The 15,327-nt window shown below is 38.7% G+C and carries 13 protein-coding genes; 10 read left to right on the top strand and 3 right to left on the bottom strand.

Features of this window, described 5'->3' with window-relative positions; translation table 11 throughout:
• Position 1: 1 nt before the first annotated feature.
• On the bottom strand, positions 2–946 hold the full coding sequence (locus ABIX36_RS23475; protein ID WP_348084604.1) for a nucleotidyl transferase AbiEii/AbiGii toxin family protein: 945 nt from the start codon (positions 944–946) through the stop codon (positions 2–4).
• On the bottom strand, positions 939–1,733 hold the full coding sequence (locus ABIX36_RS23470; RefSeq protein WP_348084603.1) for a type IV toxin-antitoxin system AbiEi family antitoxin domain-containing protein: 795 nt from the start codon (positions 1,731–1,733) through the stop codon (positions 939–941). The genes ABIX36_RS23475 and ABIX36_RS23470 overlap by 8 nt, the downstream gene beginning before the upstream one ends.
• A gap of 277 nt (positions 1,734–2,010) precedes the next feature.
• Here ABIX36_RS23470 and ABIX36_RS23465 point away from each other — a divergent pair, with 277 nt between their 5' ends.
• The 8 genes from ABIX36_RS23465 to ABIX36_RS23430 all read left to right on the top strand — a co-directional run bounded on the left by ABIX36_RS23465 (position 2,011) and on the right by ABIX36_RS23430 (position 9,714).
• Positions 2,011–3,033: a hypothetical protein gene (locus tag ABIX36_RS23465; RefSeq protein ID WP_348084602.1), complete on the top strand. Its 1,023-nt coding sequence runs from the start codon at positions 2,011–2,013 to the stop codon at positions 3,031–3,033.
• A 100-nt stretch (positions 3,034–3,133) separates the two neighbouring features.
• Positions 3,134–3,481 carry a helix-turn-helix domain-containing protein gene (locus tag ABIX36_RS23460; RefSeq protein WP_348084601.1) on the top strand — a complete coding sequence of 116 codons (348 nt, stop codon included), beginning with the start codon at positions 3,134–3,136 and terminating at the stop codon, positions 3,479–3,481.
• A 177-nt stretch (positions 3,482–3,658) separates the two neighbouring features.
• Positions 3,659–4,540 (top strand): toprim domain-containing protein, encoded by an 882-nt coding sequence (locus ABIX36_RS23455; protein WP_348084600.1) that lies wholly within the window; start codon positions 3,659–3,661, stop codon positions 4,538–4,540.
• Between the two features lie 189 nt (positions 4,541–4,729).
• Complete coding sequence (locus tag ABIX36_RS23450; protein WP_348084599.1) at positions 4,730–5,113, top strand: hypothetical protein; 384 nt, start codon at positions 4,730–4,732, stop codon at positions 5,111–5,113.
• Positions 5,110–5,982 carry a relaxase/mobilization nuclease domain-containing protein gene (locus ABIX36_RS23445; protein WP_348084598.1) on the top strand — a complete coding sequence of 291 codons (873 nt, stop codon included), beginning with the start codon at positions 5,110–5,112 and terminating at the stop codon, positions 5,980–5,982. The genes ABIX36_RS23450 and ABIX36_RS23445 overlap by 4 nt, the downstream gene beginning before the upstream one ends.
• Positions 5,979–6,593 carry a hypothetical protein gene (locus ABIX36_RS23440; RefSeq protein WP_348084597.1) on the top strand — a complete coding sequence of 205 codons (615 nt, stop codon included), beginning with the start codon at positions 5,979–5,981 and terminating at the stop codon, positions 6,591–6,593. The genes ABIX36_RS23445 and ABIX36_RS23440 overlap by 4 nt, the downstream gene beginning before the upstream one ends.
• A gap of 282 nt (positions 6,594–6,875) precedes the next feature.
• Positions 6,876–8,456: a type I restriction-modification system subunit M gene (locus ABIX36_RS23435; protein WP_348084596.1), complete on the top strand. Its 1,581-nt coding sequence runs from the start codon at positions 6,876–6,878 to the stop codon at positions 8,454–8,456.
• A gap of 49 nt (positions 8,457–8,505) precedes the next feature.
• A complete protein-coding gene (locus ABIX36_RS23430; RefSeq protein WP_348084595.1) occupies positions 8,506–9,714 on the top strand; it encodes a restriction endonuclease subunit S in 1,209 nt (402 codons plus the stop codon).
• Positions 9,715–9,812: 98 nt separating this feature from the next.
• Here ABIX36_RS23430 and ABIX36_RS23425 read toward each other — a convergent pair whose 3' ends face one another.
• A complete protein-coding gene (locus ABIX36_RS23425; RefSeq protein WP_348084594.1) occupies positions 9,813–10,994 on the bottom strand; it encodes a restriction endonuclease subunit S in 1,182 nt (393 codons plus the stop codon).
• An 83-nt stretch (positions 10,995–11,077) separates the two neighbouring features.
• Here ABIX36_RS23425 and ABIX36_RS23420 point away from each other — a divergent pair, with 83 nt between their 5' ends.
• Both ABIX36_RS23420 and ABIX36_RS23415 read left to right on the top strand, forming a co-directional pair.
• Positions 11,078–12,004 carry a tyrosine-type recombinase/integrase gene (locus ABIX36_RS23420; RefSeq protein ID WP_348084593.1) on the top strand — a complete coding sequence of 309 codons (927 nt, stop codon included), beginning with the start codon at positions 11,078–11,080 and terminating at the stop codon, positions 12,002–12,004.
• A 58-nt stretch (positions 12,005–12,062) separates the two neighbouring features.
• Positions 12,063–14,942, top strand: a complete 2,880-nt coding sequence (locus tag ABIX36_RS23415; protein ID WP_348084592.1) for a type I restriction endonuclease subunit R — start codon at positions 12,063–12,065, stop codon at positions 14,940–14,942.
• Positions 14,943–15,327: the final 385 nt, after the last annotated feature.

Raw genomic sequence — 15,327 nt, 5'->3', positions numbered from 1 at the left:
CTTAATCCGTTTTAGCTATTTTATCCGGGTACAAAATAGCTTCTAAATACTGATACGCTTGTTTATGTTTAGCTGTCGTCATTTTTTCCAGGTTGACCATCCGCCATTTTACAGATGGCAAGGCGGCGATGAGTTCGGTGTTATCCATTTCTAATAAGGCCCAGTTTGGCTTTTTATTTTTGAATGATAGCAAAAATTTCCGTTCATTATCGGTCATGTCTTTATTAATGTCATGGATCAGTTTTTCCCGGATAGCGATCAACTCATCTAAAGAAACATCAATTTCCGCCATTTGCCGGAACTCATTTTCGTAGATTTCCGCAATGTCTTTACGATTAGGGTTCAGCAATTCTGCCATTGGCCTGAAATGACTGATCAGAAAGATTAAAAAGGTCTTTCTTAGGTCATTGGTTAAACCTTCATTTTCATATAGCAGTTTCACATCAAATAAATCTCTTGGGTGCTGGCGGTCAAGCGCGGCGCAAAGTTTACCTGCATACAGATCGGGATGGGAGGCCACCAGTATCTCAGCATAACCAAATTCCTTTTCTACTTCTTCCCGGACTTCCATGCGTTGCGAGTTGAATACAGCGCCCCTAATCACCGGAGAAAGCTCTACTTTTACCCTAACGTCCCCTAAGCCTACAATAATTCGTAAGGAATTATCCTGTTGTAAGGTGGTATTCTGAACCTGAACACCGGCAATGGTTGCTTTTATATCAGCTGTAATCCGGCCCAATGCCGCTTTAATGTTTTGTAGTGCCAGTTCCCTTTCCTCCATAGGCAGATATAAAAGATCAATATCAACCGAAAGCCTGGGCAGCGGCCGGTAAAAAAGATTAATCGCTGTACCGCCTTTCAAGGCAAAACAACCTTCTTTATCAATGATAGGTAATAACCTGATCAGCAACCTGACCTGTTCCGCATATTCCTCTTTTTTACTCATACAAATGGGGGATAGTGATTTGGTATTTTTTGTTTAGTCTTCCTTCCCTTGCAATCACACGGTTTCCTGAACCCAAATCGATATGCGTTTTGCTGATCTTAGCTAACCAGGTATAATTTTGGCGTTCTGCAAACCAAAAAAACAAGCGGCGTACCTTTATGTTATTGCATGTTTCCAACAGTTGCTGCAAAGACCTTGGGGAAAGGTTGGTCAATCCTTGCATAAGTTGATCTGCATGTTCGAAGGTGATTTTTCCCGGAACGTCATTTAATACTTCCAATAACGCTCTTTCGGGCGTTGATATGCGCAATCCCTCTTTAGTATCTTTCCAGTTGAATGTTTTAGTAAAATTGTTCAGCGGGTCGGATAAATCTTTTGGATGAGCCTGTCCAAGCAAATCCCGCAAACTATGCTTTAGAAACTGCGTATCATCGGTTACCGTATTCACCCAGGCTGGTAGGGTGTCCATGCCATACAAATGTATTGTCCTATGATTAGCTATCGGCAGGTAATGCGAAAGTTTCTGGAGTTCCAGCGAGGATATGCCGCCTATGGTCAAATCTGCCGAATACCTGCTTTGCAGAAAATAAACAACATCTCCCCAGGCTACTTTTGACCCCTCTCTTTTATAAATGCCGTTTTTAACTGTTTCCAGTTGCTGGCTCTTGATCAAATTATCGATGGCATGGTTACTTACTTCGTGTGCCTGTAGCCAATTGCGTGTAGCCAGGGAGCCTTCAGGAACCAAACGAAACACTTCTTTACGTCTTTTTGCATCTATCGGCATGTTTAACAAAGCTATAGTTTTCGGCGTTCATCGCCTAAAACTCAAATATACGTAAACTATTTTTAATTTACCAATGATAAGTTTTTCGGCGTTCATCGCCGAAAAATTATACTAAATATAAATAAATCACCCAAAAAATCAGTGAAACAATCCAGTTATTATTTAATTGGAACACTCAGCATCCTATTTCTTTGACCTTGCGCAATCAAATTTAAATTTTTTTGGTTAATAGAATGTGAGTTTCTAAACTCGCGTTTGGGGCACTTATATCCTACATATGCAATTAATTATGCAACATCTTAAAGAATTTATTACCCATTTGCAAACGTTTAATTTACGTATAACCAAGCAAGAAGTTGTGATTAAAAGCGATCCTGCAAAAGTTGAACGGCAGCAAGGAGATGCTTATGACATTACTCACGAAACGCAATACTATGATTCGTTTTCCTATAAAAGCGAACTCCGGGTGCTAAAAGATATGGCGCTGATTGACTTGTTAACCTTGGACGATGGACAAATTGGTTTGCAGTTGGAACAATTGCAGAAAGTAGCAGAACGTTTTAAGCAACTTTGGAAAAATTACCATGATAACCATAGTGAGTGGTTACAGGATTACAAAAGCCACTACCTGTTCACTATTAGGCTGGACACGCTATTTATTGTACACAATTTACGGGGCGACGGTTCAGGAATTGCGATAACGGGGCAATTTGTAGAAGACCTTGGGGATTCAATCAAACTCCGGGAATTATTCTTAAAAGAATTGATCGCTGACGTAGGAAAGCGGTTAGAGCCGTCCAACCCTAAACCTACACTTCAGGAACTGCTCCACCCATCACCCATATCAGAAATTGCAGTCACAGAGCCAGCAGCCGGTGAACCGGCTAAACCGGTTAGCCGTTATCCAACCTTTACCGCTGGAACGGCAAAGCAATTGCTGCACATACTTAAAGATTATTTTGCAGCAGAAGACCATATCAAGCTGGAAAAACTATTGCTGGACGATGAAGCGTCCCTGGCCCCCTTGGTGTTCAGGGGCAACGGCAACCAACTGGCAGATGCCTTTAAACAATTGTACGATGCCAACATGATCGTTGGCTGCCAGCAGACCGACCTCGAAAAATGGTTGGTTACGAGGTTTATGTATCTGTCGCTTCAAGGTGAGCCCCGTGAATTTACAGAGGGTTACCTGAACGATTTAATATCAACAAAAGGCCGCCCCTGCAAATCTCCCATCTTAAAAATCGAAGAAAAAGACGATAAATTCCTGATCCTACCCGTCCCCCGCAACAAAAAATAACAAAAAAATGAGGGGGTAGCAGTGGGGTTACGGTTTACCCCCTTGTAACCCTGCAAAACAAGCTCCGATCATTGCACAGTAAAACAAAAATATTGTGCTTATGGAAACATTAACATTTGATCATCTGCCCCAGGCAGTTACCCAATTACTTGAAAAAGTAAACCACATCGAAAGCCTTTTGACAGAAAACGGCATTCATTCCCCCGAAACAGATAATCTGTTTACTATTACCCAGGCAGCCACGTTTTTAAACTTAGCCGTCCCCACCCTGTACAGCAAAGTCAGTCGGAAAGAGATACCTGTGAACAAGCGGGGTAAACGGCTGTACTTCTACAAATCTGAATTGGAAGACTGGATCAGACAGGGGCGTAAAAAGACTTACACCGAAATCCGGGAAAGTATCGCATTACCAAGGCGCATTACTCAAAATCAGCGGAGAGCGGAGTAAATGGAGATCGTGGGCAGCAATCGGAATGACGGCGGATAATAGCCCGCCTGTCCTAAAGATCGGCAAACGGCCTTTCCGCCGGGAATGTCCGCCGTCCCTATCCTCGTTTTATTGCCGATGAAAAAAAGTTATTAAAACAAAGTCCGAAGAAAAAACAACGAACCAATTTTTAATCCAATGAAAAAACTGAATTGTGATGAAGCCAGGCAAATTTCGATTGTCGATTACCTGGCGCAATGTGGAATAAACCCACAGAATATAAAGGGAGCCAACCATTGGTACCTGTCCCCACTCCGGGAGGAAAATACCCCCTCATTTAAAGTTAATACCAACTTGAATAGCTGGTACGACCACGGCATAGGCGAGGGTGGCAATTTTATTGATTTGGGTATCCGCCTGCACCAATGCACGGTAGAGGAATTATTAGCGAGAGTTAGTGTTGGTGACCGCTCCCTTTCCTTTCATCAGCCGGTTAAACATGCCGTACAAGCCGGACCAGAGAGCAAGATCGTTATACATGATGCAAGGGAGCTGCATAACCTGGGGCTGGTTGGCTACCTACACGAAAGGGGTGTCGATTATTACACCGCCAAAGCTTACTGCAAGGAAGTGTTGTTTTCGGTGGGAGGCCAACGCCATTTAGCGCTCGGTTTTGAGAACCGTTCCGGCGGGTATGAGCTGCGCAATTCGGCGATCAAATTATCGTCCTCACCCAAAGACCTGACTTTTATTGACCGGGGCTTTGACACGGTACACGTCACCGAGGGGTTTACGGATTTCCTGTCCTTGCTGACGATCAACAGGCGGGATATGCCAGGCAATTTTTTAGTGCTGAACTCGCTCAGTTTTGTTTCGGCAAGCCTGGAGATTTTGCGGAAGCACAAGGTGGTCGAACTCTACCTGGATCATGATAAAGCAGCGGTCAAAGCGATAGCTGCCATTAAAGAAATCGTCCCGAACGTGAATGACGCAAGCCGCTTTTACAGCGGCCATAAGGATCTGAATGCTTATTTAACACAGGAACATCAGCAGCGGCAAACCAAAGGTTTGCATTTATAAAACAGCTCCGCGCGGCGAAGCCGCCGGGGCAGCATTGGCCTGTCCGCTTTTAGTGGAGCCAGCTATGTTTTGGTGTTACCAAAACTCGCTGGCCCCCGCTCATGCTCCGCATTCGGGGGGGGGTAAGAGCCGGTTAAGACAGAATGACACATGAAGTAACAAGATAACATCAAATAAGCTTTGCGAACGATGGAAACAGTAACAAAAAAGGAAAGGAAAAATAAGGGCGGCAGACCGACGAAAGTCACCAAGCGACTTAAAACGTTGTCGGTCAAGAGCACGTTTTTCGAGGCCAAACAGATCGAGATCAAGGCGAAAAAAGCGGGCTTGACCCTCTCGGAATATTTGCGAGAACTTGGGCTGAATGCAATGATAAAAGTCCGGGTAAAGACCCTGCCAAAAGAAGTATTGCTGATCTGTGCCACACTTAACCATATCGCGGCCAACCTGAACCAGTTGGCTCGGAAGCGGAACAGCTTTGATGAATTAAGTGTGTTAGACAGGACAAGGCTACAGCAGCTTTGTGAAGACTTGCAGCAATTGGTGAAAGACGTTAAAGTTTATTTACAATGATCGGGAAAGTCAGTAGTGGTAAAAGTTTCCGGGGATGTATCAATTATGTCTTTGAAGGGCAATTGCAAAAGAATACGGTATTACAACAGCAAGAGACGGCCAATAAGCAAGCGCAGGTGATTTGCTATAACCAATGCTTCGGGGACAGAAAAGAATTGATCAACCAGTTTAATGAGGTCAGGTATTTGAACCCCAAACAAAGCAGGCCAGTTTTACATGCTTCTTTAAGTTTCGCGCATGGTGATCAATTGAGTAACCAGGATAAAGTAGACATCGCGCAAAAGCTGGCCAAAGACTTGGGCTTTGCAAACAACCAGTACCTGGTAGTAGAGCACCACGATAAAAAACACCAGCATTTGCATGTAGTGGCTAACCGGGTGGGTTTTGAAGGCAAGACGGTTTCGGATAGCAACAATTACCAACGGATGGCGAACTTCTGCCGGAAGATGGAAATTGAGTACAAACTGGAAAAAGTTCTCAGTCCAAGAAAATTTCAAACACCTGCGCAGCGGCAATTGCCAAGGCTGGACATCCGCAAGGAAAATTTAAAACAGGTCATCCGCCATGCTTTGCAACATTCAAAAAGCCTGAAAGCTTTCCAGAGTCTGGTAGAGAAAAAAGGTTATGCGGTCGAAGTAGGCAGGGGTATCGCCTTTATCGATGCGCAGCAGGTGCGCTTTAAAGGTAGCGAGGTAGGTTATCCGATGCAACAGATTGAGCAGCAAATACAGCGCAACTTCTTGCTACAGCAGCAACAGCAAGCGCAGGAAAAAGCACAGCAGCAAGTCCAATTCCTGCAACAACAGGAGCAGGAAAAAGAATTAGAACAAAAAAATGAACACAAACAATCACAAGGAATGCACTTATGACAAATGAAGAACACTACAATTCGGTGATGGAAGGTTTCACCACCGAAATACAAGGGCTAAAAAATGCCGTTAAATCCCTCCCTAATAAGATTGAAGAACTAACAAACCGGGTAAATGGATTTGAAAATAAAGTCAAGGCGATACAGGTAGTAGCTCCAAAGCCGGATATGACAACGGTATTGACCACTGTTTCCGAGGGCTACACTTCCATTAAAAAAATCATCCGGGAACAGCTTTTGGAGGCCATCTTTAAAAAACGGGTTATCATCCTGCCGGAAGACGGCGGCAGGTTACTAATTAAAATCTGGGGAAAGCGGTTTTTGATCTTAGGTGGATTAATCACCATCACCTGTTTTTTTAGCTGGCTAAGTTTCCATTACCACAGACTGGAAAAACAAAATGACCTGTACCGGCAGGCCTGGTATTGGCGAATGGTCAATCAAACGAAAAAAGGCAGGCAGCAGATGATGGAAGAATTGAGCGGTTTTAATAGCCCGGATACTGCTGCCATACGGAAGGATAGTATTGACATGTATGAGCAAAAGCAAGAAAGGGAACAGCGCATCATAGATTTGGAAAGGGAAGCAGAAAAGCTGAAACAGCAGCAGTAATTGTTTTTAGGGCGCAGCTGCGGCAGGCGGCTACATTACACCACGCGCTTTGCGCCGGGTTCATTACGCCGCCAGTCTCGCTGCCTTTGCAGGAATGAAATTCGCTGTCGCTCATAACATACCTGCTTTAGTCTTCCCTCAGTGTATAGTTAACATGTCAGCGTAGTTGAAAAGCGTAACTATAATGTCAAATCAGTTTTAATATTTACTCTTCAATTTATCATTTACTAATCATTAGTTTTACGGCAGAGGAAAAAAAATCCTCAATGTTATCAGCAAATCATGAGTGAAGACCAGAAAAAACAGTTAGAACAGCAACTTTGGAACATCGCCAATACTCTACGTGGCAAGATGAATGCCGATGAATTTCGTGATTATATATTGGGTTTTATCTTCTATAAATATTTAAGTGAAAAAATGGAATTGTTTGCGAACGAAATTCTGCAACAAGACAACATCCGTTTTAGCGAGATTAATCCCAAAATTGCAAATGCTGGTGAATACCTTGACGCTATTAAAGAAGAAGCACTTGAAAAATTAGGCTACTTTTTAAAACCGGATGAGTTGTTCTCGGCAGTAGCCCTACGAGGCAATAGCGGTGATGACGAAAATACCGAACAAAGCAGCGCAAACTTTATACTTGGCGACTTACAAAAGATACTCACTAATATACAGCTGAGTACTATGGGTACCGAAAGTGAAGAAGACTTTGACAATTTGTTTGAGGATATGGACTTAAACAGCACCAAATTAGGTAAAACACCAGATGCAAGAAATAGTATCATTGCCAAAGTACTGGCACATTTAGACAAAATAGATTTTGAACTAAAAAACACGGAGCTTGATGTTTTGGGCGATGCATACGAATATCTCATCGGCCAATTTGCAAGTGGAGCCGGAAAAAAAGCTGGTGAGTTTTATACGCCTCAAGAGGTTTCTAAAATATTAGCAAAAATAGTAACCAGCGGAAAGCATAAGCTAAAATCGGTATATGACCCTACTTGTGGTTCGGGCTCGCTATTGTTGCGCGTAGCACGTGAGGTAAAAGATGTAGGTAATTTTTACGGTCAGGAAATGAATCGGACTACTTACAATTTGGCCCGGATGAACATGATTTTGCATGGTGTGCATTATCGCAAATTTGACATTAAACAAGAAGATACGTTAGAACGGCCACAACACGGCAATCAAACCTTTGAAGCTATTGTAGCTAATCCACCTTTTTCGGCTGAGTGGAGCGCTAATCCATTGTTTTCATCCGATGACCGTTTTAGCCAATATGGTAGACTTGCGCCAAGCAGCAAAGCCGATTTTGCTTTTGTACAACACATGATCCACCACCTGGCCGAAAATGGCATTATGGCGATTGTTTTGCCACACGGCGTTTTGTTTAGAGGCGGGGCCGAATTGCACATACGTAAGTATTTAATAGAGCAGAAAAACTTTTTAGATGCTGTAATTGGTTTGCCGGCCAATATATTTTACGGTACCAGTATACCCACCTGTATTTTGGTGTTTAAAAAGTGCAGGGAAAACCCGGACGATGTATTGTTTATTGATGCGAGTAAAGGATTTGAAAAAGTAAAGAATCAAAATATGTTGCGCGAAGAACATATTGATAAAATTGTTCAAACCTTTCGCGACAGGACAGCAATTGAAAAATACAGCTACAATGCGCCCTTAAGGGAAATAGCCGATAACGACTATAACCTCAATATCCCCCGCTATGTGGATACTTTTGAAGAAGAGGAGGAAATCGACATACAAGCCCTTATGCTCGAAATTAATCAACTGGAAGCCAAGCGAGCCGAACTTGACAAAGAAATTGATGTGTATTTGAAAGAATTAGGACTGGTATTTTAATTGTTCAGAAATCCTTAATGTTAATAACAGATACGAAAAAATAGTTTAAATGGCAACAAAAAGAATGAATGGCAGTAAGGTTCCAAATTTGAGATTTCCAGAGTTTGATGGACTGTTGATGGAAACTTCCTTAGAAAATCTTTGCGATAGAATTGGGGATGGCATCCATTCAACCCCAATGTATAATGAGTTTGGCGACTATTATTTCGTAAATGGGAATAATTTAATTGATGGTAGAATTGTTATAACAGAATCAACAAAAAAAATCACAAAAGAAGAAGCCTTAAAACATAACACAAAATCTTTAAACGAAAATGCAATACTATTATCAATAAATGGTACCATAGGAAATATTGCCTTATTCAGAGACGAATTTATTATGCTAGGTAAAAGTGCTTGCTTTTTGAATCCTAAACCGACTGTTAATCGGCTTTTTATTTTTCATTCTCTAAGATCCAAAAGGATAGTTAACTATTATTTATCAGAATTAACTGGAACCACCATAAAAAACCTTTCTTTAAAATCAATTAGAGCTACTCGTTTTGTACTGCCTAGTATAAACGAACAAAAAAAAATTACCTCTTTCCTTTCGTTAATAGATGAACGTATAGAGACCCAAAACAAAATAATTGAGCAACTAGAAACCTTAATTAAAACAATTAGCGAAAGTCTATTTAGTAAAGAGTTAAGGTTTCCTGAATTTAACGATGAATGGAAAGAAACAAAGCTTAAAAATGAATGTATAATTAATCCCAAAACAGCCGCATTAAAATCTGAATTTATTTATATTGACCTTGAGGCTGTCGTTAATGGCGCACTTGTTAAAAAAAATAATGTCAAAAAATCAGAAGCACCCAGTAGAGCGCAAAGGGTATTAGATGACTATGATATTTTATTTCAGTGTGTCAGACCGTACCAACAGAACAATTTACTTTATCGCAAAGTAGATGATAAACAATGGGTTGCGTCTACTGGGTATGCTCAATTAAAAACGCAACACAGCCCTTCTTTTTTTTACTATCTGTTGGGTATTAAAGCTTTCAATAACGAAGTAGTCATTCGGTGTACGGGGACAAGTTACCCAGCGATTTCGAGCGGCGATTTAGGTGAAATACCAATTTCAATTTGTTCACTAAAAGAGCAAGAAAAGATTGCTACTTTATTATCATTAATTAACAATAAAGTGACTGTAGAAAAAAAATCATTACTCGAGTATGAAATACAAAGGAAATATTTGCTACAAAGTTTATTTATATAACTTCATGCCGTGGTATTACACCTACTTAAACAGTTTTTATCTTCTATCACAATATCTTTATGTTTTTAAGCCATTTAATATTCAACATTCATGGCCATCTAAACAAATAGTTCCCGCAAAAGACTCTGTTTTTGATACTCCAACAATCTTAACAACCTTTCTTCATTTTCAATTTTTGTGTCTATCAAAGAGAAGCAACTCGAGATTTTTGTTTGTTCAGATAGAGATGGGATAGCAATGTTGATTCCTTCTAGTTCTGATTTACTGATTTCCGAGAATGTTGAACCATTAGCTCGCTTAACCAATTCATATTTATTTTCTTTAAGCCAATTAAAAATAAACACGCCATTTATACCTTCATTTGGAATTAACGATTGAAAACCCTGATTTGTACTGCATTCTTCAAGAGCGATTGCTACCTCTCCGATTGTTGCACGAGTTGTCAGTAGAATTGCCCCTTTAGGTAAAAGTTTTGCAGACGAATTATTTAAGCCCAAAGATGTAATCGTTCGTTGGCTTTTTCTTACATAATTCGTCTTGATTTCAGTAGGTGTGAACCATTGAATGTCACCATTCCAATATTCGCTTTTATTTGTCTCTGGTGTACCTCCGCCAATTATCTTGCAGACCTCGCCTAATTTTTTTATTTGCCAATCGTGTTGTTGTATTATATTATCAGCAAACCTTAATTGTTGATTAAAAATCTTTTTGTTTAGCTTGCTTTTAAAAAATTTCAAATCCTTAATTATTTTGCTTTGGGTGTGGATTCTAGTATCAATCAAAGTTAGCAATGATGCAATCTTATTTTGCTCGCGAATGCATGGAACGAAAACAACACACTCACTAATCTCCCCTAAATTTATTTTCTTAGGAAATGCCACATGAATTGTTCTATTCCATAATTCTCGTTGAAAGAAATTAGTAGAAATAAATTGATTTAAATAACGCATATCAACCCCTAAGGATTGTTTAATAAGTGCAACGCTAACATAAAATGACGCCTTTACGTCCCAATCAACATATTTTGAAGTTCCAATGTCGCCAATGCGGGTCATTAGAATATCCCCTTTTTCTATCTTGACTCTTTTATTTTCCTTCTCATATACTGCCTCACTTACGTATTTTGTATTTTTAAAGTTATCGGAGGTGATATTTTCCACGCTATAAAATGAAATTCCGCTTTGTACATAGTTTGGCGTTTGGTGAGTGCCATCGTATATTTTACATATTTCGCCCAACTTTCTTACTTGCCATTGATCCTCAAACTCTGGAAATCTCAAATTTGGAACATTGAGGATATTACGGATTTAATTCCCGTTTTATTTACCTTTTGAGATTATAGAACAACTTTAAATCAAATCTCATGAACGAACAAAAAACAATTTTGGAAGTAATCAACCTATGGAAAGCAGACAAAAAACAGTACGTAAAAAAGTCAAGCTTCTCAGCTTATGTGCTTTTAATTGAAAACCACCTGTTACCTACTTTCGGCCACAAAAAAACGATTGAGGAAGTCGAAGTTCAAACTTTTGTATTTCAAAAATTGAAGCAGGGATTAAGCCAAAAAACGATTAAGGATATTTTAATTGTTTTGAAAATGGTGCTAAAATTCGGTGCTAAAAACAAATGGGTAGAACACCAGCCATTTGATATTCAATTCCCTACCGAATGCGAGAAGCATGACATTGAAGTATTAAGCAGGGCGAATCAAAAAAAAATGATGACTTATATAGAAACGCACTTTACGTTTCGTAACGTGGGCGTATATATTTGTTTAAGTTCAGGTATCCGCATTGGTGAAGTTTGCGCCCTTACCTGGGAAGATATTGACACAGATAATGGTGTTATTAATATTAGAAAAACCATACAGCGAATTTATTTAATAGAAGATGGTGATCGTAAAACGGAATTAATTCTGGATACGCCTAAAACCAAAAACTCAATCAGAACTATACCAATGAGCCGGGATCTGTTGAGAATGTTAAAGCCTTTAAAAAAGATAGTAAACAACTCTTTTTTTGTGTTAACCAATGATGCGAAACCTACCGAACCCCGAACTTACAGAAGTTATTATAAAAATTTAATGAAAGAATTGAATATGCCCGATCTGAAATTTCATGGCTTGCGGCACAGCTTTGCCACTAGGTGTATTGAAAGCAAATGCGATTATAAAACAGTTAGCGTACTGTTAGGGCATTCAAACATTACTACTACTTTAAATTTATATGTACACCCTAATTTAGAGCAAAAGAAAAAATGTATAGACCAAATGTTTAAGGCATTAAGGTAATTAATTTGCGGGTTTGTAATTGTCCATATTTGCTATCTTTAAAGGCTTTATCATATTTATGCCAAAACAATCCGAACAAATATTAGAAGAACAATTGATAACCAACTTGAAAAAGTTAGGTTATCAATATGTTTTGTTATCCAATGAGTTAGCATTGGTTCAAAACCTCAAAGTACAATTGGAAAAGCATAACAATATTAATTTTTCAATCACTGAGTTTGATAAAGTACTAAACATCCTTAACAAGGGTACTATTTTCGAAAAGGCCAAAACATTAAGACAAAAACAGCATATTGTTCGTGATAATGGCGAGAACCTTTATTTCGAATTTTTAAACACCGACCATTGGTGCCAAAATCAGTATCAGGTAACTAACCAGGTTACACAAGAAGGTAAATATGTAAACCGGTACGATGTTACATTGCTAATTAATGGCTTGCCTTTGGTTCAAATAGAATTGAAGCGCCGTGGCTTGGAAATGAAAGAGGCTTTTAATCAGCTTAATCGTTATCAAAGGCATTCGTTTAATGCCAACTATGCGTTGTATCAATATGTACAAGTGTTTGTGATCAGCAATGGAGTAAATTCCAAATATTTTGCCAATAATCGTTATCAGGATTTTAAACAAACTTTTTATTGGACCGATAAAGAAAACAAACGCCTCACCAACATTTTAAGTGATTTTACTGATGCTTTTTTAGAGCCCTGTCATATCAGCAAAATGATCTGCAAGTATATTGTGCTTAATGAAGCCAATAAAATACCAATGATACTGCGACCTTATCAATACTATGCTGTTGAGGCATTAATTGAACGGGTAAAAAGCAGCAATAAGAATGCTTACGTTTGGCATACCACAGGTTCTGGCAAAACTTTAACATCATTTAAGGCTAGTCAGATATTAATGAATCTTCCACAGGTTCATAAAGTGGTTTTTGTAGTTGATAGGAAAGATTTGGATTATCAAACTGCTAAGGAATTTAACAGCTTTCAGGAGGGAAGTATAGATGGTGCAGATAATACCAATAACCTTGTTAAGCAATTTACAGATAGTTATTCAGATAAAAAGGGTGAACATAAAAGCTCAAAACTTATCATAACAACTATTCAAAAATTAAACACCGCCATTAGCAAATTAAGGTACGAAAGTAAAATGGCCGATTTAAAAGATAAACGCATCGTGTTTATTTTTGATGAATGCCACCGTAGTCAGTTTGGCGAAACCCATCAACGTATTAAGTCTTATTTTAACAACAGCCAGTTATTTGGTTTTACAGGTACACCTATTTTTGCCGATAATGCTAATAAAAATGAGTTAGGTAAACGTACCACAAGAGATCTATTTGAAGATTGCCTGCATAAATATGTAATAACCGACGCTATTCGTGATGAAAATGTATTAAAGTTTTCGGTAGAATATGTGGGCAGATACAAACATAAAGATGGTCGTGAAACTGCTATAGATATTGAGGTGGAAGATATTGATACGCGGGAATTAATGGAAGACGAAAATCGCTTAACAAAAATTGCCGATTATATTATTGCACATCATGATCGGAAAACACAAAGCAAACGCTTTACGGCGATGTTCTGTGTGGATAGCGTAAAAACCTTGATTAAATACTATGAAATTTTTAAACGCAGAAGAGATGAGGGGGCCCATCAATTAAAAATAGCCACTATTTTTAGTTATGCGAATAACGAAGAGGATGCCGAGGCTAACGGTTTTATCCCTGAAGAAGTTTCGGTGGTACAAGAACCGCAAGCTATTTACAATTTGCGACCACATGCTCGGGAAAAACTGGACGAATTTATTAGTGATTACAATGAGATGTTTGGAAGTGCTTATAGCACTAAGGACAGCGAAAGCTTTTACAATTATTATAATGACATTTCTAAGCAGGTAAAGGACGCTAAAATCGATGTTTTACTGGTAGTGAACATGTTTTTAACTGGCTTTGATAGCAAAATGCTAAATACGTTATATGTAGATAAAAACCTTAAATATCATGGTTTGATTCAGGCATACAGCCGTACCAACAGAATATTAAACGAGCAAAAGTCCCAAGGAAACATCGTTGCTTTTCGTAATCTCAAAAACAGGACCGACGAAGCCATTACTTTATTCAGCAATAAAGATGCAATTGAGGTTATTGTTATGCAACCTTATGAAGATTATGCCAAAGAATTTGAAGAAGCTTTCGAAAAGTTAAAGGAAATTACACCATCGCCAAATGATGTAAATGATTTACAAAGTGAAGATGATGAACTTGAATTCGTAAAGGCTTTTAGAAATTTGATGCGTCTTAAGAATATAATGACCTCCTTCGCAGATTTTACTTGGGATGATTTACAAATGCCCGAGCAGGAATTTGAAGATTTTAAAAGCAAATACCTTGACGTTTATGAAAGCACAAAGGTTACAAAAGAAAGGGTTTCTATTTTAGAGGATGTAGATTTTGAATTAGAGCTTATCCATCGCGACGAGATAAACGTAAATTATATTATTCAGTTATTAATTAAATTGAAATCTCAAAATAAAGGTGACATAGAAAAAACCAAGAGAGAGATTGCGAATTTACTATCTACAGAAACCACCCTACGTAGCAAACGCGAATTAATAGAACGTTTTATTGAAGAAAATTTACCGCTCATCACCGATACGGATGAAGTAACGTCAGAATTTGATAGGTATTGGGATAAAGAACAGAAGCTGGCATTTGAAAAATTAATCAGCGAAGAAAAGCTTTCTAAGGAAAAAACAGAAAAATTGATTGAAGACTACCTTTTTGCAGAAAGGGAGCCATTAAGAGATGATTTACTGGATTTGATAGAAGGAGAAAAGCCAGGTGTACTACTACGTAAGAAAAGAGGTGATAGCATCTTAATACGCATCAAAGATTTTGTAGAGACGTTTATTAATGGAATGGTTGGGTAGAAATTTCAAATGATTCCTATTGCTTGTATAATTAGAGTTAGCTGTAATGAAATATATTAACGATGAAGAAATTTCCGTTGAGGTGGTGCTCAATAATTATTATTAATGGTAGTTATTTAATCGTCTATGACCTATAATCTGATAATTTTTACAGAAATTGGGGAATAAATACAAATATGTCTTTATAATGGTATCGAAAAAACATGCATATTCATTGATTTTTACCGCTTTTTAGTTGAAAAATGGCTGTTTTAGGTGTTGTATATTATGGAGATGTTGACCACCCTGTTTCGGGCCAAATTGACCCAGGGGTTAGCTGACTTTTGGGTTGCAGCAAATGCTATAAAAGCATGTACAAAAATAGTTATTTAAAAGGTAATTTCAT

Source organism: Mucilaginibacter sp. (assembly GCF_039925265.1).
Classification (GTDB): domain Bacteria; phylum Bacteroidota; class Bacteroidia; order Sphingobacteriales; family Sphingobacteriaceae; genus Mucilaginibacter.
This window is presented reverse-complemented; position numbering and strand designations above follow the sequence as displayed.

What these genes read in the sequence shown, in the direction of transcription:
- ABIX36_RS23450 (WP_348084599.1), top strand. Translation starts at nt 4,730, where the DNA reads ATGGAAACAGTAACAAAAAAGGAAAGGAAAAATAAGGGCGGCAGACCG.
- ABIX36_RS23440 (WP_348084597.1), top strand. Translation starts at nt 5,979, where the DNA reads ATGACAAATGAAGAACACTACAATTCGGTGATGGAAGGTTTCACCACC.
- ABIX36_RS23430 (WP_348084595.1), top strand. Translation starts at nt 8,506, where the DNA reads ATGGCAACAAAAAGAATGAATGGCAGTAAGGTTCCAAATTTGAGATTT.
- ABIX36_RS23445 (WP_348084598.1), top strand. Translation starts at nt 5,110, where the DNA reads ATGATCGGGAAAGTCAGTAGTGGTAAAAGTTTCCGGGGATGTATCAAT.
- ABIX36_RS23415 (WP_348084592.1), top strand. Translation starts at nt 12,063, where the DNA reads ATGCCAAAACAATCCGAACAAATATTAGAAGAACAATTGATAACCAAC.
- ABIX36_RS23475 (WP_348084604.1), bottom strand. Translation starts at nt 946, where the DNA reads ATGAGTAAAAAAGAGGAATATGCGGAACAGGTCAGGTTGCTGATCAGG.
- ABIX36_RS23420 (WP_348084593.1), top strand. Translation starts at nt 11,078, where the DNA reads ATGAACGAACAAAAAACAATTTTGGAAGTAATCAACCTATGGAAAGCA.
- ABIX36_RS23460 (WP_348084601.1), top strand. Translation starts at nt 3,134, where the DNA reads ATGGAAACATTAACATTTGATCATCTGCCCCAGGCAGTTACCCAATTA.
- ABIX36_RS23455 (WP_348084600.1), top strand. Translation starts at nt 3,659, where the DNA reads ATGAAAAAACTGAATTGTGATGAAGCCAGGCAAATTTCGATTGTCGAT.
- ABIX36_RS23435 (WP_348084596.1), top strand. Translation starts at nt 6,876, where the DNA reads ATGAGTGAAGACCAGAAAAAACAGTTAGAACAGCAACTTTGGAACATC.
- ABIX36_RS23465 (WP_348084602.1), top strand. Translation starts at nt 2,011, where the DNA reads ATGCAATTAATTATGCAACATCTTAAAGAATTTATTACCCATTTGCAA.
- ABIX36_RS23470 (WP_348084603.1), bottom strand. Translation starts at nt 1,733, where the DNA reads ATGCCGATAGATGCAAAAAGACGTAAAGAAGTGTTTCGTTTGGTTCCT.